This window comes from Pseudomonas sp. BC42 (genome assembly GCF_021560055.1).
Taxonomy (GTDB): Bacteria; Pseudomonadota; Gammaproteobacteria; order Pseudomonadales; family Pseudomonadaceae; genus Aquipseudomonas.
Genome location: NZ_CP091067.1, coordinates 149922 through 172063, shown reverse-complemented (window position 1 = coordinate 172063; position 22142 = coordinate 149922). Strand labels below are relative to the sequence as shown.

The window sequence follows — 22142 nt, the reverse complement described above, 5'->3', positions numbered from 1 at the left end:
CTATCTTAGCCACCCTCTTTTTGCGTGGTATTTCACCTGGGGAGGGGGCATGCCACGCAGCAATCACTGAACGGAAAGACAGGCCTATGCAGCGGCTGTATCGGAAACGCATCGTGCTCGGCGTCGGCGGCGGCATTGCCGCCTATAAGAGCGCGGAGCTGGTTCGCCGACTCCTCGACCAGGGCGCCGAAGTGCGCGTGGTCATGACCCGGGGCGGCAGTGAATTCATCACCCCGCTGACCATGCAGGCCCTCTCCGGGCACCCTGTTCACCTCGACCTGCTGGATCCGGCCGCTGAAGCCGCCATGGGCCATATCGAACTGGCCAAATGGGCCGACCTGGTCCTGATCGCTCCCGCTACCGCCGACCTGATCGCCCGTCTGGCCCAGGGCATCGCCGACGACCTGCTGACGACCCTGGTCCTGGCGACCGACGCCACAGTCGCCATCGCTCCAGCCATGAACCAGGCCATGTGGCGTGATCCTGCCACCCAAGCCAACACCCAACTGCTGCAAAGTCGCGGCCTGCGGGTCTTCGGCCCGGCCTCCGGAAGCCAGGCCTGTGGCGACGTCGGCCTGGGCCGCATGCTGGAAGCCAACGATCTGGCGCTGTGCGCCGCCGACTGCTTCCAGCACCAGGCACTGACCGGCAAACACCTGCTGATCACCGCCGGACCGACTCAGGAAAACATCGATCCGGTGCGCTACATCACCAACCATAGCTCAGGAAAAATGGGCTTCGCCCTGGCCGAGGCCGCTGTCGAGGCCGGTGCCCGGGTCACTCTGATCACCGGACCGGTGCACCTGCCAACCCCCGACAGAGTCACGCGGATCGACGTGGTCAGCGCTCGCGACATGCTCGCGGCCTGTGAAGCGGCCATCCCATGCGACGTTTTCATCGCCTCGGCGGCGGTCGCGGACTACCGCCCGGAAGTCGTCGCCCCACAGAAATTAAAGAAAGACCCTACGAAAGGTGACGGCCTGCTACTACAGATGGTGCGCAACCCAGACATCCTGGCCACCATCGCCAGCCGGCCGGATCGCCCTTTCAGTGTCGGTTTCGCCGCCGAAACCGAGAATCTGCTCGACTACGCTGCACGCAAATTGAAGGACAAGAACCTCGACCTGATCGTCGCCAACGACGTGGCCAACCCGAGCATTGGCTTCAACAGCGAGGAAAACGCCTGCAGCGTGATTGACCGGGAGTTGCACGCAACTCTCTTCGCCCAGACCAGCAAGGGCAAGATCGCCCGCCAACTGATCTCTTTCATCGCCGAACGGCTGAACCAGGTTTAACTCGCATGCACGCTTTACAAGCCAAGATCCTCGACCCACGCATCGGCAACGAATTCCCCCTGCCGCAGTACGCCACGCCGGGCTCCGCCGGGCTCGACCTGCGGGCCATGCTCCAGCAGGACACCGTCCTGGAACCGGGCCAGACCCTGCTGATTCCAACCGGCCTGTCGGTCTATATCGGCGATCCGGGCCTGGCGGCGCTGATCCTGCCGCGTTCGGGCCTCGGCCATAAGCACGGGATTGTGCTGGGCAATCTGGTGGGCCTGATCGACTCGGACTACCAGGGCGAACTGATGGTGTCCTGCTGGAACCGTGGCCAGACCGCCTTCAATATCGCCGTCGGCGAACGCATTGCCCAACTGGTGCTGGTGCCGGTGGTCCAGGCGCATTTCGAGGTGGTCGAAGCCTTTGACGAAAGCCAGCGCGGCGCCGGCGGTTTCGGTCACTCCGGCAGCCACTGACGACTCCGCCTCGGGTCGGGCCCCTCGCCCGGCCCGACAACCACTGCCGGGGCATTTAAGGGCCAATGACCGCTGCTGTCTGCATCACGCTTCGGGCCCGCCAGGCCGGGCCTTTGAGCCGCCAAGGCCCGGCCGGCCCGGGGCAGATAGCACTTTCACACTACGAACTCTATGCTGAAACCGCCGTCATACACTTGAGTTTGAGCCTGCCGGCCCGCCACTTACCGGCCGTACTGCCCCCCTTCAGATGGAGCACCCTCAGTGATGAGCAACGCAGCTAACGTCGCCCCGACATTTCCTGACAGCATCTTCCGTGCCTACGACATCCGCGGCGTTGTACCGCAATCCCTGACCGCCGAAACCGCGTACTGGATCGGCCGCGCCGTCGGCTCCCAGAGCCTGGCTCAGGACGAACCCAACGTCTGTGTAGGCCGGGATGGCCGCCTGTCCGGCCCGGAGCTGGTGGAGCAACTGATTCAGGGCCTGCACGACAGCGGCTGCCACGTTTCCGATGTTGGCCTGGTGCCGACTCCAGCCCTGTACTACGCCGCCAATGTCCTGGCCGGCAAGTCCGGGGTGATGCTCACCGGCAGCCACAACCCGTCGAACTACAACGGCTTCAAGATCGTCATCGCCGGCGACACCCTGGCCAACGAACAGATCCAGGCCCTGCACGAGCGCCTCAAGAGCAACAACCTGAGCAGCGCCCAGGGCAGCATCACCCGGGTCGACATCCTGCCGCGCTACGCCGAGGAGATCACCCGTGACATCAAGCTGGCCCGACGCCTGAAGGTCGTGGTGGACTGCGGCAACGGCGCCGCCGGGGTCATCGCTCCGCAGCTGATCGAAGCCCTGAACTGCGAAGTCATCCCGCTGTTTTGCGAGGTGGACGGCAACTTCCCCAATCACCACCCGGATCCGGGCAAGCCTGAAAACCTCGAAGACCTGATCGCCAAGGTCAAGGAAACCGGGGCCGACCTGGGCCTGGCCTTCGACGGCGACGGCGATCGCGTCGGCGTGGTCACCAACACCGGCAGCATCGTCTACCCCGATCGCCTGCTGATGCTGTTCGCCAAGGACGTGGTGGCGCGCAACCCGGACGCGGAGATCATCTTCGACGTCAAATGCACTCGGCGCCTGATTCCGCTGATCAAGGAATACGGCGGTCGCCCGCTAATGTGGAAGACCGGTCACTCGTTGATCAAAAAGAAAATGAAACAGACCGGCGCACTGCTGGCTGGCGAAATGAGCGGCCATGTGTTCTTCAAGGAGCGCTGGTTCGGTTTCGACGACGGCATTTATAGCGCCGCCCGGTTGCTGGAGATCCTCAGCAAGGAAAAATCCACCGCAGAAGAGTTGTTCGCGACCTTCCCGAACGATATTTCTACGCCGGAAATCAATATCCATGTGACCGAAGAGAGCAAATTCAGCATCATTGATGCCCTGCACGACGCGCAGTGGGGCGCAGGCGCCGACCTGACCACCATTGACGGCGTGCGAGTCGACTATGCCAAGGGCTGGGGCCTGGTTCGCGCCTCCAACACCACCCCTGTGCTGGTGCTGCGCTTCGAGGCTGATGACGAAGCCGAGCTGCAGCGGATTAAGGACGTGTTCCACGTCCAGCTGAAACGTGTTGCACCTGATCTCCAACTACCGTTTTGACTGTTTGAAGCACCGGAGCCCTGAATGACCATCGAACGCGATGCCGCCGCCAACACCGCCAAGGTCCTATCCGAAGCGCTGCCCTACATCCGCCGCTATGTCGGCAAGACCCTGGTGATCAAGTACGGCGGCAACGCTATGGAGAGCGAGGAGCTGAAAACCGGCTTCGCCCGCGACATCGTGTTGATGAAGGCTGTCGGGATCAATCCGGTGGTGGTGCACGGCGGTGGCCCGCAGATCGGCGACCTGCTCAAGCGGCTGTCGATTGAAAGCCACTTCGTCGATGGCATGCGCGTGACTGACGCCCAGACCATGGACGTGGTGGAGATGGTCCTGGGCGGCCAGGTCAACAAGGACATCGTCAACCTGATCAACCGTCATGGCGGCAGCGCCATCGGCCTGACCGGCAAAGATGCCGAGCTGATTCGTGCGAAAAAGCTCACCGTGACCCGCCAGACCCCAGAGATGACCACTCCGGAAATCATCGATATCGGCCATGTGGGCGAAGTGGTCGGGATCAACACCGACCTGCTGAACCTGCTGGTCAAGGGTGACTTCATCCCGGTGATCGCGCCGATTGGCGTTGGCGCCAATGGCGAGTCCTACAACATCAACGCCGACCTGGTGGCCGGCAAGGTGGCCGAAGCGCTGAAAGCCGAGAAGCTGATGCTGCTGACCAACATCGCCGGCCTGATGGACAAGTCGGGCAAGGTCTTGACTGGCCTGAGCACCCAGCAAGTCGACGAGTTGATCGCCGACGGCACCATCTACGGCGGCATGTTGCCGAAAATCCGCTGCGCCCTGGAAGCGGTGCAGGGCGGCGTCGGCAGCTCGCTGATCATCGACGGCCGCGTGCCTAACGCGATTCTGCTGGAGATCTTCACCGATACCGGCGTCGGCACCCTGATCAGCAATCGCAAACGCCCCTAAGCGCCAGGAACAAAAAAGCCCCCGCCCGGTATCCCGGGCGGGGGCTTTTTTATCGACGCAATCTTTGCAGGAGCCGGCTCCTACAGGTCAGATGCCGTATTGCGCGCGGTAGGCTTCCACGGCGGGAAGATGTTGCTTGAGCGCCGGATCGTCTGCCAGGAACTGCAGGACCTGGGCCAGGGAAACGATGCTCACCACGGGAATACCGAAGTCACGCTCGACTTCCTGGATCGCCGACAGCTCGCCGTTGCCGCGCTCCTGGCGGTTCAGGGCAATCAACACGCCCGCCGCCTTGGCGCCTTCCTGGGACTCGATGATCTGCATCACCTCGCGAATAGCAGTGCCTGCGGTGATCACGTCATCAATGATCAGCACATCGCCGGTCAATGGCGCGCCTACCAGGCTGCCACCTTCGCCATGCGCCTTGGCTTCCTTGCGGTTGAAGCACCAAGGCAGATCGCGTTGATGATGCTCAGCCAGAGCAACGGCCGTAGCCGCCGCCAGAGGAATGCCTTTATAAGCCGGGCCAAACAGCACATCGAAGGGAATGCCGCTTTCGACGATCGCCGCGGCATAGAAACGCCCCAGCTGGGCCAGGGCCGAACCGCTGTTGAACAGGCCGGCATTGAAGAAGTAAGGGCTGGTACGCCCGGACTTCAGGGTGAACTCACCGAAGCGCAAAACCCCGCGATCGATGGCAAAACGAATGAAATCGCGCTGATACGCCTGCATGAAAAAACCCCAGATACCACGGATTTAGCTAATTAGGTAGAGCTCGGGTATCATACACGCACGTGATTTTTGGGGCCATTTATGCGGATCATCAGTGTGAACGTCAATGGTATTCAGGCTGCAGTGGAGCGTGGTTTGCTCAGTTGGCTGCAGGCACAGAATGCCGACGTCATCTGCCTGCAGGACACCCGCGCCTCTGCCTTTGAACTGGACGACCCAGCCTTCCAACTGGATGGCTACTTCCTTTATGCCTGCGATGCTGAAGTCCCTGCCCAAGGCGGCGTGGCTTTGTATTCGCGGTTGCAGCCGAAGGCGGTCATCAGCGGCCTCGGCTTCGAGACAGCCGATCGTTACGGGCGCTACCTGCAAGCCGATTTCGACAAGGTCAGCATCGCGACCTTGCTGCTTCCATCAGGGCAGAACGGCGATGAAGACTTGAACCAGAAGTTCAAGCTAATGGACGACTTCGCCCGTTATCTGGATAAACAGCGGCGCAAACGTCGCGAGTACATCTATTGTGGCTCGCTGTACGTGGCGCAACAGAAGCTGGATATCAAGAACTGGCGTGACAGCCAGCAATCTCCAGGCTTCCTGGCACCCGAGCGTGCCTGGATGGACGAGATCATTGGCAACATGGGCTATGTCGACGCGCTGCGCGAAGTCAGCCGCGAAGGCGATCAGTACAGCTGGTGGCCGGACAACGAACAGGCTGAGATGCTCAACCTGGGCTGGCGCTTTGACTACCAGCTGCTGACTCCTGGCCTGCGCCGCTTTGTCCGTAGCGCTCGCTTGCCGCGTCAGCCACGCTTCTCGCAGCACGCACCGCTGATCGTGGACTATGACTGGACGCTGACCATCTAAGCGTCTTTTCAGAGCCACAAAAAAGCCGACAGCGATGTCGGCTTTTTTTGTGGCTGCCCACCCTACTTGATCAGGCGCCAGGTAAAGGGATACCGATACGGCACACCCTCACCCGCCTTGACCCCACCGATGATGGTCAGCACCAGGGCGCCAATCGCCAGCAGGCCGAACATAAAGAAACCGATGACCACGATCATCAGCAGGAAGCAGACCGCTGACGCAATGGCGACCGTCAGCTGGAAGTTCAGCGCCTCCTTGCCCTGGGCATCGATAAAGGGATCCGTCTCGCGCTTCATCTGCCAAAGAATCAGCGGCCCGATCAGCGTACCGAAGGGAACCCAGATCCCCAGCAAGGCGGACAGGTGACAGAACATCGCCCATTGCCGGACTTCATGGCTCGGCGCAGGTTGTGGCAGTTGCTCATCACTCATGGTGCTCTCCTTGCTGAAGACCGGCGCCCATCAATCGGCGAGTGCCGCCTGCTGCAGTTGGAAAATCTCGTTCATGCCTTGCTGGGCCAGGGCCAGCATCGCATTCAGTTCGGCCGGCTGGAACGGCGCGCCCTCGGCAGTACCCTGCACTTCGATGAAACCGCCAGTGCTGGTCATGACGACATTGAGGTCGGTTTCAGCGGCCGAGTCTTCCAGATAATCCAGGTCCAGGACCGGCTCACCCTGGTACATGCCCACCGATACTGCAGCAATCATCTGCTTCAATGGGTCGCCGCCTTTCAGGCCGCCGCGCTTCTTGATCACTTTCAAGGCGTCGACCAGCGCCACCATCGCGCCAGTGATCGACGCGGTACGGGTGCCGCCATCAGCCTGGATCACATCGCAATCGACATACAGGGTGATGTCGCCCAGCTTGGACATGTCCAGCGCGGCGCGCAGGGAGCGACCGATCAGGCGCTGGATCTCCAGGGTGCGGCCGCCTTGCTTGCCACGGCTGGCTTCACGCTGGTTACGTTCGCCGGTGGACCGCGGCAGCATGCCGTATTCGGCCGTCAACCAGCCTTGACCCTGGCCCTTGAGGAAGCGTGGTACGCCATTCTCGACGCTGACCGTGCAGATCACTTTGGTATCACCGAACTCGACCAGTACAGATCCCTCGGCGTGTTTGGTGTAGTTGCGGGTAATGCGGATCGAGCGGAGCTGATCGGCAGCGCGACCACTTGGACGTTTCATAGGGAAATACCTGTACGAGGACGGAAAACTGCCGGGCATTATAAAGCCCGCAACCGCGCCAGGGCACGCCTAAAAAGGCCAAAGGCGCATTTGTGCCTCAGATTGATCCTGTTGCGACGACCTGCGCCCCATTGTCTGCAGCAGGGTTTGGGGACGCCTGCCGCACTGCGCTACAATCCTGCGCCTTCGCCGCCTACCGGCTTTAATTCATCTATCAGGCCTGCTCAGCCCGCTTGCGGTTGGCGTCGGCACTGAATCGGAGGTACCTCCATGGTGCATAGCATGACCGCCTTCGCACGGGTCGAACAGGCCGGAACCCGGGGCACGCTGAGCTGGGAGTTGCGCTCGGTCAACAGCCGTTACCTTGAGCCGCACCTGCGGTTGCCGGAAGCCTTCCGCGACCTTGAAGGCGCAGTCCGCGAAGCACTGCGCCAGGGCTTGTCCCGGGGCAAAGTCGAATGCACCCTGCGCTTCACCGAGGAAACCACCGGCAAGCCATTGCAGGTCGACCGTGAGCGCGCAGCACAGCTGGTCGCGGCGGCCGAGACGGTTGCCAGCCTGATCAAGCAGCCGGCAGCCCTGAACCCACTGGAAGTCCTGGCCTGGCCCGGTGTACTGGTGGCCGACGCCAGTGACCCGCAAGCCTTGAACAGCGATGCCTTGGCCCTGTTCAACCAGGGCCTGAAGGAATTGAAGAGCGGTCGCGAACGCGAGGGCGCCGAACTGGCCCGACTGATCAACGAGCGCCTGTCCGCCATGGAGGAAGACGTGGCGACACTGCGCGAGCTGGTTCCGCAGATGCTCGCGACCCAGCGCCAGAAAGTCCTCGACCGTTTCGCCGACATGCAGGTCGAGCTGGACCCGACCCGTCTCGAGCAGGAGATGGTCCTGCTGGCACAGAAAAGCGACGTCGCCGAAGAACTGGATCGCCTGAGCACCCACATCATCGAAGTACGTCGCGTGCTCAAGTCCGGCGGCGCTGCCGGTCGGCGCCTGGACTTCCTGATGCAAGAGCTCAACCGCGAAGCCAATACCCTGGGCTCCAAGGCCTTCGACCCACGCAGCACTCAGGCTGCGGTCAACCTCAAGGTGTTGATCGAGCAGATGCGCGAACAAGTGCAGAACATTGAGTAAGGCAACTGACATGACCCACAGCACCGGCACCCTGTACATCATTTCCGCCCCATCGGGCGCAGGCAAAAGCAGCCTGGTCAAGGCTCTGACCGACGCCAACCCGGAGATCCGCGTCTCGATCTCCCACACCACCCGCGCCATGCGCCCGGGCGAAGTGAATGGCGTGAACTATCACTTCGTCGAACGCAGCGAGTTCGTGAAGATGATCGAGCATGGCGACTTTCTGGAGCGCGCCGAAGTCTTCGGCAACCTCTATGGCACCTCGCAAAGCCACCTGCAGCAGACCCTGGACGAAGGTCACGACCTGATCCTGGAAATCGACTGGCAAGGCGCCGAGCAGGTGCGCAAGCTGATGCCACAGGCGCGTTCGATCTTCATCCTGCCGCCATCCTTGCAGGCCTTGCACCAGCGCCTGACCAACCGCGGGCAAGACAGCGACGAGATCATCGAAGGACGGATGCGCGAAGCCGTCAGCGAAATGAGCCACTACGTCGACTACGACTACCTGATCATCAACGACGATTTCGCCCACGCGCTGGACGACCTGAAGGCCATTTTCCGCTCCAATCAACTGCAGCAGAAACGTCAGCAGCAGCGTTTCGGCAAGTTGCTGGCTGAACTGCTGGGCTAAAACAGCACTTCCCAAAACCGCTGCAAGCGCTTTACATTGGCACTTGCAGCGCGTTGAAGAGCTTGGTCAAAAAATCAGCGCTTCCCTAAACGCTGGTGATTTTTTAAACTGTTGAGTCCGCTCGCCCATCCGGGCAGCGCGCATATTGCATTTGCTACGAGGAAGACCATGGCCCGCGTAACCGTTGAAGACTGTCTAGAACACGTGGATAACCGCTTTGAGCTGGTCATGCTCTCTACCAAGCGTGCCCGTCAACTGGCAACCGGCGGCAAAGAGCCGAAAGTAGCATGGGAAAACGACAAGCCTACCGTTGTCGCCCTGCGCGAAATCGCTGAAGGCCTGATCGACTATGCAGCCATCGCCGAAGCCGAAATCGTTGAAGACGAGCCGCTTTTTGCTGCTTTCGAGGACGAGTCCAACGAGGCCGTCTGAGCCTATGCCTGGTCGACGTAGCACGGCGCGGGATCACAGCTTACGGCAGGAGACATCATGCCGAGCATAGACGCCCTCGCCGATCGCTTATCGACCTATCTCGGCACGGACCAGGTCAATCTGGTCCGCCGAGCGTATTTCTACGCCGAACAAGCCCATGACGGTCAGCGCCGTCGCAGCGGCGAGGCGTACGTCACGCACCCACTCGCGGTAGCGAACATTCTTGCCGACATGCACATGGACCATCAGAGCCTGATGGCCGCGATGCTGCATGACGTGATCGAAGACACCGGCATCGCCAAGGAAGCGCTCAGCGCGCAGTTTGGTGAAACCGTGGCCGAACTCGTGGACGGGGTCAGCAAACTGACCCAGATGAACTTCGAGACCAAGGCCGAAGCCCAAGCGGAAAACTTCCAGAAAATGGCCATGGCCATGGCTCGCGATATTCGCGTGATCCTGGTCAAGCTGGCCGACCGCCTGCACAACATGCGCACCCTGGAAGTGCTCTCCGGCGAGAAACGCCGGCGGATCGCCAAGGAAACCCTGGAGATCTACGCCCCCATCGCCAATCGCCTGGGCATGCACAGCATCCGCATCGAATTCGAAGACCTGGGCTTCAAGGCGATGCACCCGATGCGTTCCGCGCGGATCTACCAGGCGGTCAAGCGCGCCCGGGGCAATCGCAAGGAAATCGTCAACAAGATCGAAGAATCCCTCAGCCACTGCCTGGCCATCGACGGCATCCAGGGCGAGGTCAGCGGTCGCCAGAAGCACCTGTACGGCATCTACAAGAAAATGCGCGGCAAACGCCGGGCCTTCAACGAGATCATGGACGTCTATGCGTTCCGCATCATCGTCGACAAGGTAGACACCTGCTACCGGGTACTTGGCGCTGTGCACAATCTGTACAAGCCGCTGCCGGGACGCTTCAAGGACTACATCGCCATTCCCAAGGCCAACGGCTATCAGTCGCTGCATACCACGCTGTTCGGCATGCACGGAGTACCGATCGAGATCCAGATCCGTACCCGGGAAATGGAAGAAATGGCCAATAACGGCATCGCCGCCCACTGGCTGTACAAATCCAGTGGCGACGAACAGCCCAAAGGCACCCACGCCCGCGCCCGCCAATGGGTCAAGGGCGTCCTGGAAATGCAACAGCGCGCCGGCAACTCCCTGGAATTCATCGAGAGCGTGAAGATCGACCTGTTCCCGGACGAGGTCTACGTGTTCACGCCCAAAGGCCGGATCATGGAGCTGCCAAAAGGCTCCACCGCCGTGGACTTCGCCTACGCGGTGCACACTGACGTCGGCAACAGCTGCATCGCCTGCCGGATCAACCGCCGCCTGGCACCGCTGTCGGAACCCCTGCAAAGCGGCTCCACCGTGGAAATCGTCAGCGCCCCGGGGGCACGCCCCAATCCGGCCTGGCTGAATTTCGTGGTCACCGGCAAGGCCCGCACCCACATTCGTCACGCCCTCAAGCTGCAGCGCCGCTCCGAATCCATCAGCCTCGGCGAACGCCTGCTGAACAAGGTGCTCAACGGTTTCGACAGCTCGCTGGAAAAAATCCCGACCGAACGTATCCAGGCCATCCTCCAGGAATACCGCCTGGAACTGATCGAAGACCTGCTGGAAGACATCGGCCTGGGCAATCGCATGGCCTACGTCGTGGCCCGACGCCTGCTGGGTGAAGGCGAACAGCTGCCAAGCCCGGAAGGCCCGCTGGCGATCCGCGGCACCGAAGGCCTGGTGCTGAGCTACGCCAAATGCTGCACGCCGATCCCTGGCGACCCGATCGTCGGCCACCTGTCCGCTGGCAAAGGGATGGTGGTGCACCTGGACAACTGCCGCAATATCAGCGAAATCCGCCACAACCCGGAAAAATGCATCCAGCTGTCCTGGGCCAAGGATGTCACTGGCGAGTTCAACGTCGAACTGCGCGTCGAGCTGGAACACCAGCGCGGCCTGATCGCGCTGCTGGCCAGCAGCGTCAACGCCGCCGACGGCAACATCGAGAAAATCAGCATGGACGAACGCGATGGTCGCATCAGCGTGGTCCAACTGGTGGTCAGCGTGCACGACCGCGTGCACCTGGCCCGCGTGATCAAGAAACTGCGCGCCCTGACCGGGGTCATCCGCATCACCCGCATGCGCGCGTAGCCCGTCCATTACAAGGAGTCATTCATGACCAAGACCGTTATCACCAGCGAAAAGGCCCCGGCCGCCATCGGCACCTACTCCCAGGCCATCAAGGCGGGCAACACCGTCTACATGTCGGGCCAGATTCCCCTCGATCCAAAAACCATGGAACTGGTGGAAGGCTTCGAAGCCCAGACCGTCCAGGTCTTCGAGAACCTCAAGTCGGTAGCCGAGGCCGCTGGCGGTTCGTTCAAGGACATCGTCAAGCTGAACATCTTCCTCACCGACCTGAGCCACTTCGCCAAGGTCAACGAGATCATGGGCAAGTACTTCCAGCAGCCTTACCCAGCCCGCGCCGCCATTGGCGTGGCAGCCCTGCCCAAGGGCGCACAGGTTGAAATGGATGCCATTCTGGTCATCGAGTAACACCCGCGGCGCAGCTCTTCAGGCTGCGCCGTTTTCGTTCTGAAAGGATTTCGTCATGCGCCAAGCGCTAGCTGTTTCGCTGCTCGCCGTATTGCTCGGCGGTTGTGCCAGCGACCCCGCCAAAAACGATGTCGGCGGCATCTGGATCAATCAGGTAGCGATCGACGCAGCCTCCAAGGGCGGCCCTTTGCGTGAAGCCCTCCAGGCTTACGGCCCGAACCTGGAATGGGAACTCAACACCAAGGCAGGCCAGGCCCGCTACACCAATGGTTTCGAGACCATCGAAGGCAAGATCGTCAACGACGGTTCAAATACTGCAAAGGTCGAGTTCTATGGCAGCGCCGCCACGGAGCTGAAACGCAACGGCAAGCAATTGCTGCAAGTGGCCAACGACAACGAACCCGAACAGGTATTCGTCCCGCCCAAGGACCCGGCACCTGAAGGCGCGCCACTGGGCGCCAACTTCGAGCGCGCGCTGTACTCGGCCTACCTGGGCGGCACATGGAAAATCGTCAGCGGTCCAGGACTGGGCAACGAGGTCCAGTTCCAGGCCAACGGCGCCGTGCAAGGCCTGCCGGGAGCCGATCGCTACGCCCTGTGCCTGGCGGGCGACTGCGCTTCCATGAGCGGCGGCAACGACAGCATCTGGTTGCAGCTCAATGGCCAGGGCAATTCCTGGATCTTCGTGCGCAAGGACCAGCAGCTGGAGATCTTCCAGGCGGTGAACAGCGCACTGGCGGATGAAGTGCCGTCGCTGATGCCAGGCAACCAGCAATGGCTGCTGCAAAAGCAATGACCCGGAGGTAGCCGCTGCCAACCGCAGCGGCTGCGGTCCGATTCAGCCTTGCCCCTGAAGAATCGCCGCATAGCCCTGTCGATAACTCAGATAACGCGGCACCCAGCCCAACGCCCGGGCCCGGGCATTGCTGCAGCGCTTGCTACCGGTGCGGCGCACGCTGGCATCATCCGCCCACTCGGTCACACCCAGGTATTCACGCAGCCAGCCGACCACTTCCGCCAGCGGCGCGGGCGCGTCATCGACCCCGATATAGCAATCATCCAGCGCGGTGCCGCGACGGTCCGCCTCAAGCAGGAACGCCAGCAGGCCCGCCGCATCGTCGGCATGAATGCGATTGCCATACAACGGCGGATCAATCGCCACCCGATACCCGCGCCGCACCTGGGTCAGCAGCCATTCACGGCCCGGCCCGTAGATGCCGGTCAGGCGCACCCGCGTTGCAGGCAGCCCACTGTTCAAGGCCACCTGCTCGGCTTCCAGCATCAAACGGCCCGAGTAGCCGCTCGCCAGGGCCGGCGAATTCTCATCGACCCATTCACCGCCCTTCTGCTCGTAGACACTGCTGCTGGAGACGAACAACAGGCGCTTGGGCTGCTGGCCATGCTGCTTGAGCCAGCTCAGCACATGCTGCAGGCCCTCGACATAGGCCGCGCGATACCCAGCTTCGTCATGCTCGGTGGCCGCCGCGCAGTACACCAGATAATCCAGGGGCGCCTGTGGCCAGTCCATCGGGCATTGCTCACTGAACAGGTCACCGGCGACGCCAATCACTCCCTGAGGCAGGCGCGATACCGTGCGGCGCAAGCCATAAACCCGCCATTGCTCAGCCAGCAGTTGAGTCGCCAGGCGACTCCCGACATCACCGCAACCGGCGATCAAAACAGAGGGGGAGGACATCAGAAAACTCCTTTCAGAAAGGCCAAGACTAGCCTCGGCTTTGGATGAACGGCTAGAAATCGAGGAAAAATAGTTACTGTATTACTTTTGTTAACAAGAATTAATTGCAATAATAACCGCCCAATTGTTCTCGGCCCAGCGAGGCCTAGAAGGACATTCAACCCTTTCCTCCTCTCAGGTCCGGCCAGCATGACAAGCAATCCACTCTCCGCCTCGCCAACCAAACGCCCAAGCCCACTGCGCGCCGCAAGCGCGGTTGCTGCGCTGCTGTGCAGCCTGCTGCTGGCTCCGACCGCAGCCTTCGCCGACCAGCACGCCCCGGCCACCGCGCCGGCCGCCAGCGCTCCAGCCGCCGAACACCCTCAGACTGACCCGGCAGCCCCCCTGGCCACTGCGCCAGCCACCGATCCGGCCCAGGCCGAAGGCCTTCCGGTAGCGGGCCAGGACACCCCCGAAGTCCTCGAAGCCGACAACAGCCTGGGCATGGCCCATGACCTGTCGCCCTGGGGCATGTACCAGAACGCCGACATCATCGTGAAACTGGTGATGATTGGCCTGGCCATCGCCTCGATCATCACCTGGACCATCTGGATCGCCAAAGGCTTCGAACTGCTGGGCGCCAAGCGTCGCCTGCGCGGTGAAATCGCTGCCCTGAAAAAGGCCACCACTCTCAAAGAGGCCAGCGCCACGGCCGCCAAGGAGGGCACCCTCGCCCACCTGCTGGTCCACGACGCCCTGGAAGAAATGCGCCTGTCGGCAAACAGCCGTGAGAAAGAAGGCATCAAGGAGCGGGTCAGCTTCCGCCTTGAGCGCCTGGTGGCTGCCTGCGGTCGCAACATGAGCAGCGGCACCGGCGTGCTCGCCACCATCGGTTCCACCGCGCCATTCGTCGGTCTGTTCGGCACCGTGTGGGGCATCATGAACAGCTTCATCGGCATCGCCAAGACCCAGACCACCAACCTCGCCGTGGTAGCCCCGGGCATCGCCGAAGCCCTGCTGGCCACCGCCCTGGGTCTGGTTGCAGCGATCCCGGCGGTCGTGATCTACAACGTCTTTGCTCGCTCCATCACCGGCTACCGCGCCCAGGTGGCCGATGCCTCGGCAGAAGTCCTGCTGCTGGTCAGCCGCGACCTGGACCACCAGCCAGCCGAGCGCTCCGCACAACCGCACATGGTGAAAGTGGGGTAATCAGCCATGGGCTTGCATTTGAAAGAAGGCGCAGGCGACGACCTGGCCGAAAACCACGAAATCAACGTCACGCCGTTCATCGACGTGATGCTGGTATTGCTGATCATCTTCATGGTGGCCGCTCCGCTGGCCACCGTGGACATCAAGGTCGACCTTCCCGCCTCCAGTGCCAAACCGGCGCCGCGTCCGGAAAAACCGGTATTCCTCAGCGTCAAGGCCGACCAGCGCCTGTTCATCGGCGAAGAGGAAGTCGAGGCCGAGACCCTGGGCGCCATTCTCGACGCCCGCACCCAAGGCAAGAAGGACACGACCATCTTCTTCCAGGCCGACAAGGGCGTGAACTACGGCGATCTGATGAGCGTCATGGACAACCTGCGGGCCGCCGGCTACCTGAAAGTCGGCCTGGTCGGACTTGAGACGGCAGCCAAGAAATGATCACGACGCGCCAAAGACTGACGCGTTACAGCGGTAGCCTGGCGGTGGTGCTGGGTGTCCATGCGCTGGCGATCCTCCTCGCCCTCAACTGGTCCAAACCACAACCAATACCCATTCCGCCCCAGGCCATGGTGGTGGAACTGGCGCCTGCCCCTGTGCCGCCTCCGCCGGCACCACCGAAAGTGGTGACCCCGCCGCAACCGCCTGCGCCGGTGGAAGAACTGCCGCTGCCCAAGCTCGCCGAAGCGCCGAAACCGACTATTTCGGTGCCCAAGCCGGCCAAGCCGAAGCCCAAGTCACAACCGCCAAAACCGGTGGTCAAGCCCGAGCCGCCCAAGGAAAAGCCTTCCGAGGAAAAGCCCAGCGACGCCCCGGTCACCCCCGCCCCGTCCCAGCAGCCCGCCCCCGCGACTGCAGGCCCGTCACCGGCCCAGGCGGCCGCCAAGGCCAACTGGCAGGGACTGGTGCAGGCGCATCTGGCCAAGCACAAGCGCTACCCGAGCGAGGCTCAACGTCGAGGCAAGGAAGGCACCAACTCCCTGCGCTTCGTGGTTGATGCCGAAGGCAAGGTGCTGTCCTACGAGCTGATCAGCCGTTCGGGCAATGCGGATCTGGACCGGGCCACCCTGGACATGATCCGTCGCGCACAGACTCTGCCCAAGCCGCCGGCCGACATGCTCACCAATGGCACCGTGGAAGTCACCGCGCCCTTCAACTACGAAATCGACAGAAGCCGCGGCCGCCGCTGATACCCCGCCAGGGCACCTGCAAAGGTGCCCTTGGCGTTTGTGCAGCCCGAAGCAGGCATTGGCGGGTGTCGCATTCCACCCTCCGTCTGATAACGTGCGTCTATCGATTGCAGCCGTTATGCTTGGCCGCATCCTCATGGACGCCCGCTATGACCCTCACAGAATTACGCTACATCGTCACCCTCGCCCAAGAGCAGCACTTCGGCCACGCCGCCGAGCGTTGCCATGTCAGCCAGCCGACCCTCTCGGTGGGCGTGAAAAAGCTTGAAGACGAACTCGGTGTGCTGATTTTCGAGCGCAGCAAGAGCGCGGTGCGCCTGACCCCGGTCGGCGAAACCATCGTCGCCCAGGCACAGAAGGTCCTGGAACAGGCCCAGGGCATCCGTGAACTGGCCCAGGCCGGCAAGAACCAGCTGACCGCGCCGCTCAAGGTGGGCGCCATCTATACCGTCGGTCCCTACCTGTTCCCGCACCTGATTCCCCAGCTGCACCGGGTCGCGCCGCAGATGCCGCTGTATATCGAAGAGAACTTCACCCACGTACTGCGGGACAAGCTGCGCAATGGCGAGCTGGACGCGATCATCATCGCCCTGCCGTTCAATGAAGCCGATGTCCTGACCCTGCCGCTGTACGACGAGCCCTTCTACGTGCTGATGCCCAGCGGCCACTCCTGGACCAAGAAGGAAACCATCGACGCCAACCTGCTCAACGACAAGAGCCTGTTGCTGCTGGGCGAGGGCCACTGCTTCCGCGACCAGGTGCTGGAGGCCTGCCCGACCCTGACCAAGGGCAACGACGGCGCCAAGCACACCACCGTGGAATCCAGCTCCCTGGAGACCATCCGCCACATGGTCGCCTCCGGCCTGGGCATCTCGATCCTGCCGCTGTCGGCAGTGGACAGCCATCACTACGCCCCCGGCGTGATCGAAGTGCGCCCACTGACCCCGCCGGTACCGTTTCGCACCGTAGCCATCGCCTGGCGCGCCAGCTTCCCGCGGCCCAAGGCGATCGAGATCCTCGCCGACTCGATCCGCCTGTGCTCGGTGGCCAAGCCGCCCGCCGCGAGCTAAGCAAGCGCAATGACTGAGCTGTCGAAAGTGCCGGTCACGGCACTCAAGGGCGTCGGCGAAACCATGGCCGAGAAGCTGGCCAAGGTCGGCCTGGAAAACCTTCAGGACGTGCTGTTCCACCTGCCCCTGCGTTACCAGGACCGTACCCGCGTGGTGCCGATCGGCGCCCTGCGCCCGGGCCAGGATGCCGTGATCGAAGGCACCGTCAGCGGTGCCGACGTGGTCATGGGCAAGCGCCGCAGCCTGCTGGTGCGCCTGCAGGATGGCACCGGCGGCCTGAGCCTGCGCTTCTACCATTTCAGCAATGCCCAGAAAGACGGCCTGAAGCGCGGCACTCGCGTGCGCTGCTACGGCGAAGCCCGGCCCGGGGCCTCGGGCCTGGAGATCTACCACCCGGAATACCGCGCCATCAGTGGCGACGAACCGCCGCCGGTGGACCAGACCCTGACCCCCATCTACCCGCTGACCGAGGGCCTGACCCAGCAGCGCCTGCGCCTGCTCTGCCAGCAGAGCCTGGCCCTGCTCGGCCCCCGCAGCCTGCCGGACTGGCTGCCGGAGGAACTGGCCCGGGACTATCAACTGGCGCCCCTGGACGATGCGATCCGCTACCTGCATCACCCGCCGGCAGACGCCGATGTCGATGAGCTGGCCCTCGGGCACCACTGGGCCCAGCACCGCCTGGCGTTCGAGGAACTGCTGACCCACCAGCTGTCCCAGCAACGCCTGCGCGACAGCCTGCGCTCCCAGCGCGCCCCAGTGCTGCCGCTGGCCCGGAACCTGCCGGCCAAGTACCTGAAGAACCTCGGCTTCGCTCCCACGGGCGCGCAACAACGGGTCGGCAACGAAATCGCCTACGACCTGAGCCAGCCGGAACCCATGCTGCGCCTGATCCAGGGCGACGTCGGCGCCGGCAAGACCGTGGTCGCCGCCCTCGCCGCCCTGCAGGCCCTGGAAGCCGGTTACCAGGTGGCGCTGATGGCGCCCACCGAGATCCTCGCCGAGCAGCACTTCATTACCTTCAAGCGCTGGCTCGAACCCCTGGGCCTGGAAGTCGCCTGGCTGGCGGGCAAGCTCAAGGGCAAGAACCGCGCGGCAGCCCTGGAACAGATCGCCGGCGGCGCGCCCATGGTGGTGGGCACCCACGCCCTGTTCCAGGACGAGGTGCAGTTCAAGAACCTGGCCCTGGTAATCATCGACGAACAGCACCGCTTCGGCGTCCAGCAGCGCCTGGCCCTGCGCCAGAAAGGCGTCGGCGGCCGCCTGTGCCCGCACCAGCTGATCATGACCGCCACTCCGATTCCGCGAACCCTGGCGATGAGCGCCTACGCCGACCTGGACACCTCGATCCTCGACGAACTGCCCCCGGGTCGCACGCCGGTCAATACCGTGCTGGTCACCGACAGCCGCCGCGTCGAGGTGATCGAACGGGTGCGCGCCGCCTGCGCCGAAGGGCGCCAGGCCTACTGGGTCTGCACCCTGATCGAAGAATCCGAGGAGCTCACCTGCCAGGCCGCCGAAACCACCTTCGAAGACCTCTCCAGCGCCCTGGGCGAACTACGGGTGGGGCTGATCCACGGCCGCATGAAACCGGCGGAGAAAGCCGCGGTGATGGCCGAGTTCAAGGCCGGCAACCTGCAACTGCTGGTGGCCACCACGGTGATCGAAGTCGGGGTCGACGTGCCCAATGCCAGCCTGATGATCATTGAGAACCCGGAACGCCTGGGCCTGGCACAGCTGCACCAGCTGCGCGGCCGGGTCGGGCGCGGCAGCGCCGCCAGCCACTGCGTGCTGCTCTACCATCCACCGCTTTCACAAATCGGTCGCCAGCGCCTGGGCATCATGCGTGAGACCAACGACGGTTTCGTCATCGCCGAAAAGGACCTGGAACTGCGCGGCCCCGGGGAAATGCTCGGCACCCGCCAGACCGGTCTCTTGCAGTTCAAGGTCGCCGACCTGATGCGCGACGCCGACCTGCTGCCTGCGGTACGCGATGCCGCGCAGGCTCTGCTGGAGCGCTGGCCGGACCACGTCAGCCCGTTGCTGGAACGCTGGCTGCGCCATGGCCAGCAATACGGCCAAGTGTGAACCACCACTCAGTTAGTGAACCCTCGCCATAACCAAGCTGGTTATACTCGTCAAATTGTAGAAAAACGGATACCAGACCATGACAGAAGTTGCCCTCGACATTGCAACCCCACACGCTCCGTCTGTTATCCGGTTGCTGCTCGGCAAGCTGGCCATCAGCTACAACGAAGTGCTCGACCAGCCGGGCCTGCCGGCTGCGCGCAAGGTCCAGGCGGTGCTGCTGGACGACGCCGTCGGCGCGCTGATGGTGCTGTTCCCGCAGAGCCAGCTACTGGACCTCAACCGCCTCGCCGAACTCACCGGCCGCCGCCTCACCGCCGTGTCCACCGAGCGCCTGGAGCGCATGCTCGGCAAGCACAGCCTGAGCCTGTTGCCCGGCCTGCCGGCGCTGACCAGCTCGCCGTGCCTGTATGAAGAAAGCCTGCTGCGCGAACCCAGCCTGCTGATCAATTCCGGCGAGCCCGGCGTGCTGCTGGAGATCACCAGCGAAGCCTTCAAGAGCATGCTCAACAAAGCCAGTGCCGGGCATTTCGGCGAGCCCCTGAGCAGCATCCGCCCCAACCTCGACCGCCCGGACGACGACCGCGAGGAAATCACCCAGGCCATGCAGGCGTTCACCGCGCGGCGCATCCAGCAGCGCCTGGAAGCCACCATCGAGATCCCGCCGCTGGCGGAAACCGCGCAGAAGATCATCAAGCTGCGGGTCGATCCCAATGCCACCATCGACGACATCACCGGCGTGGTGGAAACCGACCCGGCCCTGGCCGCGCAGGTCGTGAGCTGGGCGGCCTCGCCCTACTACGCCTCGCCGGGCAAGATCCGCTCGGTGGAAGACGCCATCGTCCGTGTGCTGGGCTTCGATCTGGTGATCAACCTGGCGCTGGGGCTGGCCCTGGGCAAGACCCTGAGCCTGCCCAAGGACCAGCCGCAACACGCCACGCCCTACTGGCAGCAATCGATCTACACCGCCGCGGTGATCGAGGGCCTGACCCGCGCCATGCCCCGCGCCCAGCGCCCGGAGGCCGGCCTGACCTACCTCGCCGGCCTGCTGCACAACTTTGGCTACCTGCTGCTGGCCCACGTGTTCCCACCGCACTTCTCGCTGATCTGCCGGCACCTGGAGGTCAACCCGCACCTGTGCCACAGCTATGTCGAGCAGCACCTGCTGGGCATCAGTCGCGAACAGATCGGCTCCTGGCTGATGCGCTACTGGGACATGCCGGACGAGCTGTCCACCGCCCTGCGCTTCCAGCACGACCCGAGCTACGACGGCGCCTTCGCCGAATACCCCAACCTGGTGTGCCTGGCGGTGCGCCTGCTGCGCAGCCGGGGCATCGGTTCCGGCCCCCACGAAGAGATCCCCGACGCCCTGTTCGAGCGCCTGGGCCTGAGCCGTGACAAGGCCGAAGACGTGGTGAGCAAAGTGCTGGAAGCGGAAGTACTGCTGCGGGAACTGGCGTCGCAATTCAGCCAGGCCTGAGCCCCTTCGGCGGTCAGTCGGCTCCTGCGCAGCACCGAGGAGCCGGCTGGCCGACCCAGGTCCCCAGTCAAGCCTTGGGCTTGGCCTTCTTCGGTTTCAAATACTTGGTCAGGCCCTGGAACCAGATCACCAGCGCCGGATTGCCCTTGATCTGAATCGACTTGTCCTGAATCCCGGTCATGAACGCCAACTGCTTGTTCTTCGCCTGCATCGTGGCAAAGCCGTAGGCGGCATCCTTGAAGGCAATGGCGAACGCAGGCTCCGGGTAGAACCCCGAGCGGCTGGTAATACGCTGGTCCTTGACGAAGAAATGCCGAGCAACCTTGCCGTCAAGGGTCTGCAGCTGGAACACCAGCTCCTTGTCGCCCAACTGTTGCTGGAAAGCGGGATTGTTGCGGCTGGCCTTGCCCATCAACAGGCCAAGCATCCAGAGAAGAAAACGAAATTTCATGCACGGCGCCTCAGTGGAATTATTGGGTGGCCGGCGCAGTTTAACCTGTAACGTGAAGAGCGCCAGTCGATCTGGCCAATTACTCGGAGATCGACTGGCGTTCAACGCTTATCGCGACATCTTGTCAGACAATCACTAACTCAGACGTTAGGGCAAGGCACCGGTGCCCAGTCACCCAGGTCCGGGTTCTTGCACATGCTGTTGACCTGGGTCTGGCCGGTGGTAGCGACCTTGTTGCTCTCGGCCTGCTTGGTCTTGGCCTGCTGGATCGACTTCTCGGTGCTCACCGCTTCGGCCGGCACGCTCGGCAGCTTGGGTTGCTTGACCTTCTGCGCCGGCTGCTTCTTCTTGCCACCGCTGGTGGTGGTCACCGGGGTGGTATCGGCGGTGGCCACCTTGACCACGTCGGTACGCTGCACGCCCACCTGCTGCAGATCCTGCTCGTAGGCCTGGTTGTACTTGTTCAGGTCTTCGCTGGCCCGGCCGTTCACCGCAGCGATCAGGTCGTTGGACTCTTTCAGGCCGCTGACGATTTCCGCCAGGCGCTTGCGCCCTTCCACGTCATTGATGCTGTTGGCCTTGCGCGCGCTGATCAGGCTGTCGAAGGCACGCTGGTAGCAGGTTTGCGAGGCACGGGCGTAGGCCGTGCTGCGGTCGATGTCGGCCGCGCTCTTGTTGACGTCGGTGGCGTAGGAAGCGATGCGCTGATTGTCGTCGGCGATCTGTTTCTGACGCTCGGTGTAGTAACCGGCGGCGCCACCGGCCAGGGCACCGCCTGCGGCACCGATGGCGGCGTTGCGGCCACGGTGGTCGCCGTCACCGGTCAGGGCACCGAGCAGGGCGCCACCGGCGGCGCCCAGGGCGGCGCCGGTCACCACCGACTTGGTCATGTCCGAATCGGTGGCACGCAGGTGCTGTACCGGTTCGTAGCAGCTCGGGTAGTACTCGACCTTGGTGGTCGAGGCGACCTTGGACACCGGAGAGGTCGCGCAACCGGTCAATACGGTGCTGAACCCGGCGGCAACCAACAGCAGGTGACGCTTGGATGTTGAAGCAAATGGCTTGCGGGAAAAAAGCATGTTGATGATCTCGATTAGT

Annotated in this window: 22 protein-coding genes and 1 pseudogene; 17 read left to right on the top strand and 6 right to left on the bottom strand. The window is 63.0% G+C overall.

Annotated features, from left to right (window positions below; all coding sequences use genetic code 11):
- Positions 1-86 precede the first annotated feature (86 nt).
- From coaBC to argB, 4 genes and pseudogenes are all read left to right on the top strand, one after another.
- The gene (gene coaBC / locus L1O02_RS00790; protein WP_060841715.1) at positions 87-1295 is read left to right on the top strand and encodes a bifunctional phosphopantothenoylcysteine decarboxylase/phosphopantothenate--cysteine ligase CoaBC; all 1209 of its coding nucleotides are present in this window, start codon (positions 87-89) and stop codon (positions 1293-1295) included.
- Between the two features lie 5 nt (positions 1296-1300).
- Complete coding sequence (gene dut, locus L1O02_RS00785) at positions 1301-1756, top strand: dUTP diphosphatase (protein WP_060841716.1); 456 nt, start codon at positions 1301-1303, stop codon at positions 1754-1756.
- Positions 1757-2017: 261 nt separating this feature from the next.
- A pseudogene (locus L1O02_RS00780) lies at positions 2018-3418 on the top strand (phosphomannomutase/phosphoglucomutase); the annotation flags it as partial.
- A 24-nt stretch (positions 3419-3442) separates the two neighbouring features.
- Positions 3443-4348 (top strand): acetylglutamate kinase, encoded by a 906-nt coding sequence (gene argB / locus L1O02_RS00775; RefSeq protein ID WP_011064225.1) that lies wholly within the window; start codon positions 3443-3445, stop codon positions 4346-4348.
- An 87-nt stretch (positions 4349-4435) separates the two neighbouring features.
- Here the strand turns inward: argB and pyrE are convergent, their stop codons facing one another.
- Entirely contained in the window at positions 4436-5080 is a 645-nt protein-coding gene (pyrE, locus tag L1O02_RS00770; RefSeq protein WP_108545009.1) for an orotate phosphoribosyltransferase, read from the bottom strand.
- Positions 5081-5161: 81 nt separating this feature from the next.
- On the opposite strand from pyrE, the gene L1O02_RS00765 reads away from it, so the two are divergent.
- A complete protein-coding gene (locus L1O02_RS00765; protein WP_011064227.1) occupies positions 5162-5941 on the top strand; it encodes an exodeoxyribonuclease III in 780 nt (259 codons plus the stop codon).
- Positions 5942-6003: 62 nt separating this feature from the next.
- Here the strand turns inward: L1O02_RS00765 and L1O02_RS00760 are convergent, their stop codons facing one another.
- The gene (locus tag L1O02_RS00760) at positions 6004-6372 is read right to left on the bottom strand and encodes a DUF4870 domain-containing protein (protein ID WP_016964144.1); all 369 of its coding nucleotides are present in this window, start codon (positions 6370-6372) and stop codon (positions 6004-6006) included.
- A 30-nt stretch (positions 6373-6402) separates the two neighbouring features.
- Entirely contained in the window at positions 6403-7125 is a 723-nt protein-coding gene (rph, locus tag L1O02_RS00755) for a ribonuclease PH (RefSeq protein WP_016964145.1), read from the bottom strand.
- A gap of 270 nt (positions 7126-7395) precedes the next feature.
- Here rph and L1O02_RS00750 point away from each other — a divergent pair, with 270 nt between their 5' ends.
- From L1O02_RS00750 to L1O02_RS00725, 6 genes are all read left to right on the top strand, one after another.
- Complete coding sequence (locus L1O02_RS00750) at positions 7396-8259, top strand: YicC/YloC family endoribonuclease (RefSeq protein WP_108545008.1); 864 nt, start codon at positions 7396-7398, stop codon at positions 8257-8259.
- 10 nt (positions 8260-8269) lie between these two features.
- The gene (gene gmk, locus L1O02_RS00745; protein ID WP_016964147.1) at positions 8270-8890 is read left to right on the top strand and encodes a guanylate kinase; all 621 of its coding nucleotides are present in this window, start codon (positions 8270-8272) and stop codon (positions 8888-8890) included.
- A 168-nt stretch (positions 8891-9058) separates the two neighbouring features.
- On the top strand, positions 9059-9322 hold the full coding sequence (gene rpoZ / locus L1O02_RS00740) for a DNA-directed RNA polymerase subunit omega (protein WP_007921129.1): 264 nt from the start codon (positions 9059-9061) through the stop codon (positions 9320-9322).
- Positions 9323-9379: 57 nt separating this feature from the next.
- The gene (gene spoT, locus L1O02_RS00735; RefSeq protein WP_060841721.1) at positions 9380-11485 is read left to right on the top strand and encodes a bifunctional GTP diphosphokinase/guanosine-3',5'-bis pyrophosphate 3'-pyrophosphohydrolase; all 2106 of its coding nucleotides are present in this window, start codon (positions 9380-9382) and stop codon (positions 11483-11485) included.
- A gap of 24 nt (positions 11486-11509) precedes the next feature.
- Complete coding sequence (locus L1O02_RS00730) at positions 11510-11890, top strand: RidA family protein (RefSeq protein ID WP_047306620.1); 381 nt, start codon at positions 11510-11512, stop codon at positions 11888-11890.
- A gap of 55 nt (positions 11891-11945) precedes the next feature.
- Positions 11946-12686 carry a hypothetical protein gene (locus tag L1O02_RS00725; RefSeq protein ID WP_060841722.1) on the top strand — a complete coding sequence of 247 codons (741 nt, stop codon included), beginning with the start codon at positions 11946-11948 and terminating at the stop codon, positions 12684-12686.
- A 42-nt stretch (positions 12687-12728) separates the two neighbouring features.
- On the opposite strand, the gene L1O02_RS00720 is transcribed toward L1O02_RS00725, so the two are convergent.
- Positions 12729-13586 (bottom strand): NAD-dependent epimerase/dehydratase family protein, encoded by an 858-nt coding sequence (locus L1O02_RS00720; protein ID WP_060841723.1) that lies wholly within the window; start codon positions 13584-13586, stop codon positions 12729-12731.
- A gap of 189 nt (positions 13587-13775) precedes the next feature.
- On the opposite strand from L1O02_RS00720, the gene exbB reads away from it, so the two are divergent.
- The 6 genes from exbB (at position 13776) to L1O02_RS00690 (ending at position 20593) form a co-directional block, all read left to right on the top strand.
- A complete protein-coding gene (gene exbB / locus L1O02_RS00715) occupies positions 13776-14774 on the top strand; it encodes a tonB-system energizer ExbB (protein ID WP_060841724.1) in 999 nt (332 codons plus the stop codon).
- A gap of 6 nt (positions 14775-14780) precedes the next feature.
- Positions 14781-15209 carry a TonB system transport protein ExbD gene (gene exbD / locus L1O02_RS00710; RefSeq protein WP_235759424.1) on the top strand — a complete coding sequence of 143 codons (429 nt, stop codon included), beginning with the start codon at positions 14781-14783 and terminating at the stop codon, positions 15207-15209.
- Positions 15206-15958: an energy transducer TonB gene (locus tag L1O02_RS00705; protein WP_235759422.1), complete on the top strand. Its 753-nt coding sequence runs from the start codon at positions 15206-15208 to the stop codon at positions 15956-15958. The genes exbD and L1O02_RS00705 overlap by 4 nt, the downstream gene beginning before the upstream one ends.
- Before the next feature lie 149 nt (positions 15959-16107).
- Positions 16108-17028: a hydrogen peroxide-inducible genes activator gene (locus L1O02_RS00700; protein WP_016963703.1), complete on the top strand. Its 921-nt coding sequence runs from the start codon at positions 16108-16110 to the stop codon at positions 17026-17028.
- A gap of 9 nt (positions 17029-17037) precedes the next feature.
- A complete protein-coding gene (gene recG, locus L1O02_RS00695) occupies positions 17038-19113 on the top strand; it encodes an ATP-dependent DNA helicase RecG (protein ID WP_235759420.1) in 2076 nt (691 codons plus the stop codon).
- Positions 19114-19192: 79 nt separating this feature from the next.
- Positions 19193-20593, top strand: coding sequence for an aminoacyl-tRNA deacylase and HDOD domain-containing protein (locus tag L1O02_RS00690; RefSeq protein WP_060841727.1), 1401 nt, complete (start codon positions 19193-19195; stop codon positions 20591-20593).
- A 67-nt stretch (positions 20594-20660) separates the two neighbouring features.
- On the opposite strand, the gene L1O02_RS00685 is transcribed toward L1O02_RS00690, so the two are convergent.
- Together L1O02_RS00685 and tagQ are read right to left on the bottom strand one after the other, a co-directional pair.
- On the bottom strand, positions 20661-21044 hold the full coding sequence (locus L1O02_RS00685; protein ID WP_042940722.1) for a hypothetical protein: 384 nt from the start codon (positions 21042-21044) through the stop codon (positions 20661-20663).
- Between the two features lie 140 nt (positions 21045-21184).
- Positions 21185-22123, bottom strand: a complete 939-nt coding sequence (gene tagQ, locus L1O02_RS00680; RefSeq protein WP_060841728.1) for a type VI secretion system-associated lipoprotein TagQ — start codon at positions 22121-22123, stop codon at positions 21185-21187.
- Between the last annotated feature and the right edge of the window lie 19 nt (positions 22124-22142).

What these genes read in the sequence shown, in the direction of transcription:
- coaBC (WP_060841715.1), top strand. Translation starts at nt 87, where the DNA reads ATGCAGCGGCTGTATCGGAAACGCATCGTGCTCGGCGTCGGCGGCGGC.
- dut (WP_060841716.1), top strand. Translation starts at nt 1,301, where the DNA reads ATGCACGCTTTACAAGCCAAGATCCTCGACCCACGCATCGGCAACGAA.
- argB (WP_011064225.1), top strand. Translation starts at nt 3,443, where the DNA reads ATGACCATCGAACGCGATGCCGCCGCCAACACCGCCAAGGTCCTATCC.
- pyrE (WP_108545009.1), bottom strand. Translation starts at nt 5,080, where the DNA reads ATGCAGGCGTATCAGCGCGATTTCATTCGTTTTGCCATCGATCGCGGG.
- L1O02_RS00765 (WP_011064227.1), top strand. Translation starts at nt 5,162, where the DNA reads ATGCGGATCATCAGTGTGAACGTCAATGGTATTCAGGCTGCAGTGGAG.
- L1O02_RS00760 (WP_016964144.1), bottom strand. Translation starts at nt 6,372, where the DNA reads ATGAGTGATGAGCAACTGCCACAACCTGCGCCGAGCCATGAAGTCCGG.
- rph (WP_016964145.1), bottom strand. Translation starts at nt 7,125, where the DNA reads ATGAAACGTCCAAGTGGTCGCGCTGCCGATCAGCTCCGCTCGATCCGC.
- L1O02_RS00750 (WP_108545008.1), top strand. Translation starts at nt 7,396, where the DNA reads ATGGTGCATAGCATGACCGCCTTCGCACGGGTCGAACAGGCCGGAACC.
- gmk (WP_016964147.1), top strand. Translation starts at nt 8,270, where the DNA reads ATGACCCACAGCACCGGCACCCTGTACATCATTTCCGCCCCATCGGGC.
- rpoZ (WP_007921129.1), top strand. Translation starts at nt 9,059, where the DNA reads ATGGCCCGCGTAACCGTTGAAGACTGTCTAGAACACGTGGATAACCGC.
- spoT (WP_060841721.1), top strand. Translation starts at nt 9,380, where the DNA reads ATGCCGAGCATAGACGCCCTCGCCGATCGCTTATCGACCTATCTCGGC.
- L1O02_RS00730 (WP_047306620.1), top strand. Translation starts at nt 11,510, where the DNA reads ATGACCAAGACCGTTATCACCAGCGAAAAGGCCCCGGCCGCCATCGGC.
- L1O02_RS00725 (WP_060841722.1), top strand. Translation starts at nt 11,946, where the DNA reads ATGCGCCAAGCGCTAGCTGTTTCGCTGCTCGCCGTATTGCTCGGCGGT.
- L1O02_RS00720 (WP_060841723.1), bottom strand. Translation starts at nt 13,586, where the DNA reads ATGTCCTCCCCCTCTGTTTTGATCGCCGGTTGCGGTGATGTCGGGAGT.
- exbB (WP_060841724.1), top strand. Translation starts at nt 13,776, where the DNA reads ATGACAAGCAATCCACTCTCCGCCTCGCCAACCAAACGCCCAAGCCCA.
- exbD (WP_235759424.1), top strand. Translation starts at nt 14,781, where the DNA reads ATGGGCTTGCATTTGAAAGAAGGCGCAGGCGACGACCTGGCCGAAAAC.
- L1O02_RS00705 (WP_235759422.1), top strand. Translation starts at nt 15,206, where the DNA reads ATGATCACGACGCGCCAAAGACTGACGCGTTACAGCGGTAGCCTGGCG.
- L1O02_RS00700 (WP_016963703.1), top strand. Translation starts at nt 16,108, where the DNA reads ATGACCCTCACAGAATTACGCTACATCGTCACCCTCGCCCAAGAGCAG.
- recG (WP_235759420.1), top strand. Translation starts at nt 17,038, where the DNA reads ATGACTGAGCTGTCGAAAGTGCCGGTCACGGCACTCAAGGGCGTCGGC.
- L1O02_RS00690 (WP_060841727.1), top strand. Translation starts at nt 19,193, where the DNA reads ATGACAGAAGTTGCCCTCGACATTGCAACCCCACACGCTCCGTCTGTT.
- L1O02_RS00685 (WP_042940722.1), bottom strand. Translation starts at nt 21,044, where the DNA reads ATGAAATTTCGTTTTCTTCTCTGGATGCTTGGCCTGTTGATGGGCAAG.
- tagQ (WP_060841728.1), bottom strand. Translation starts at nt 22,123, where the DNA reads ATGCTTTTTTCCCGCAAGCCATTTGCTTCAACATCCAAGCGTCACCTG.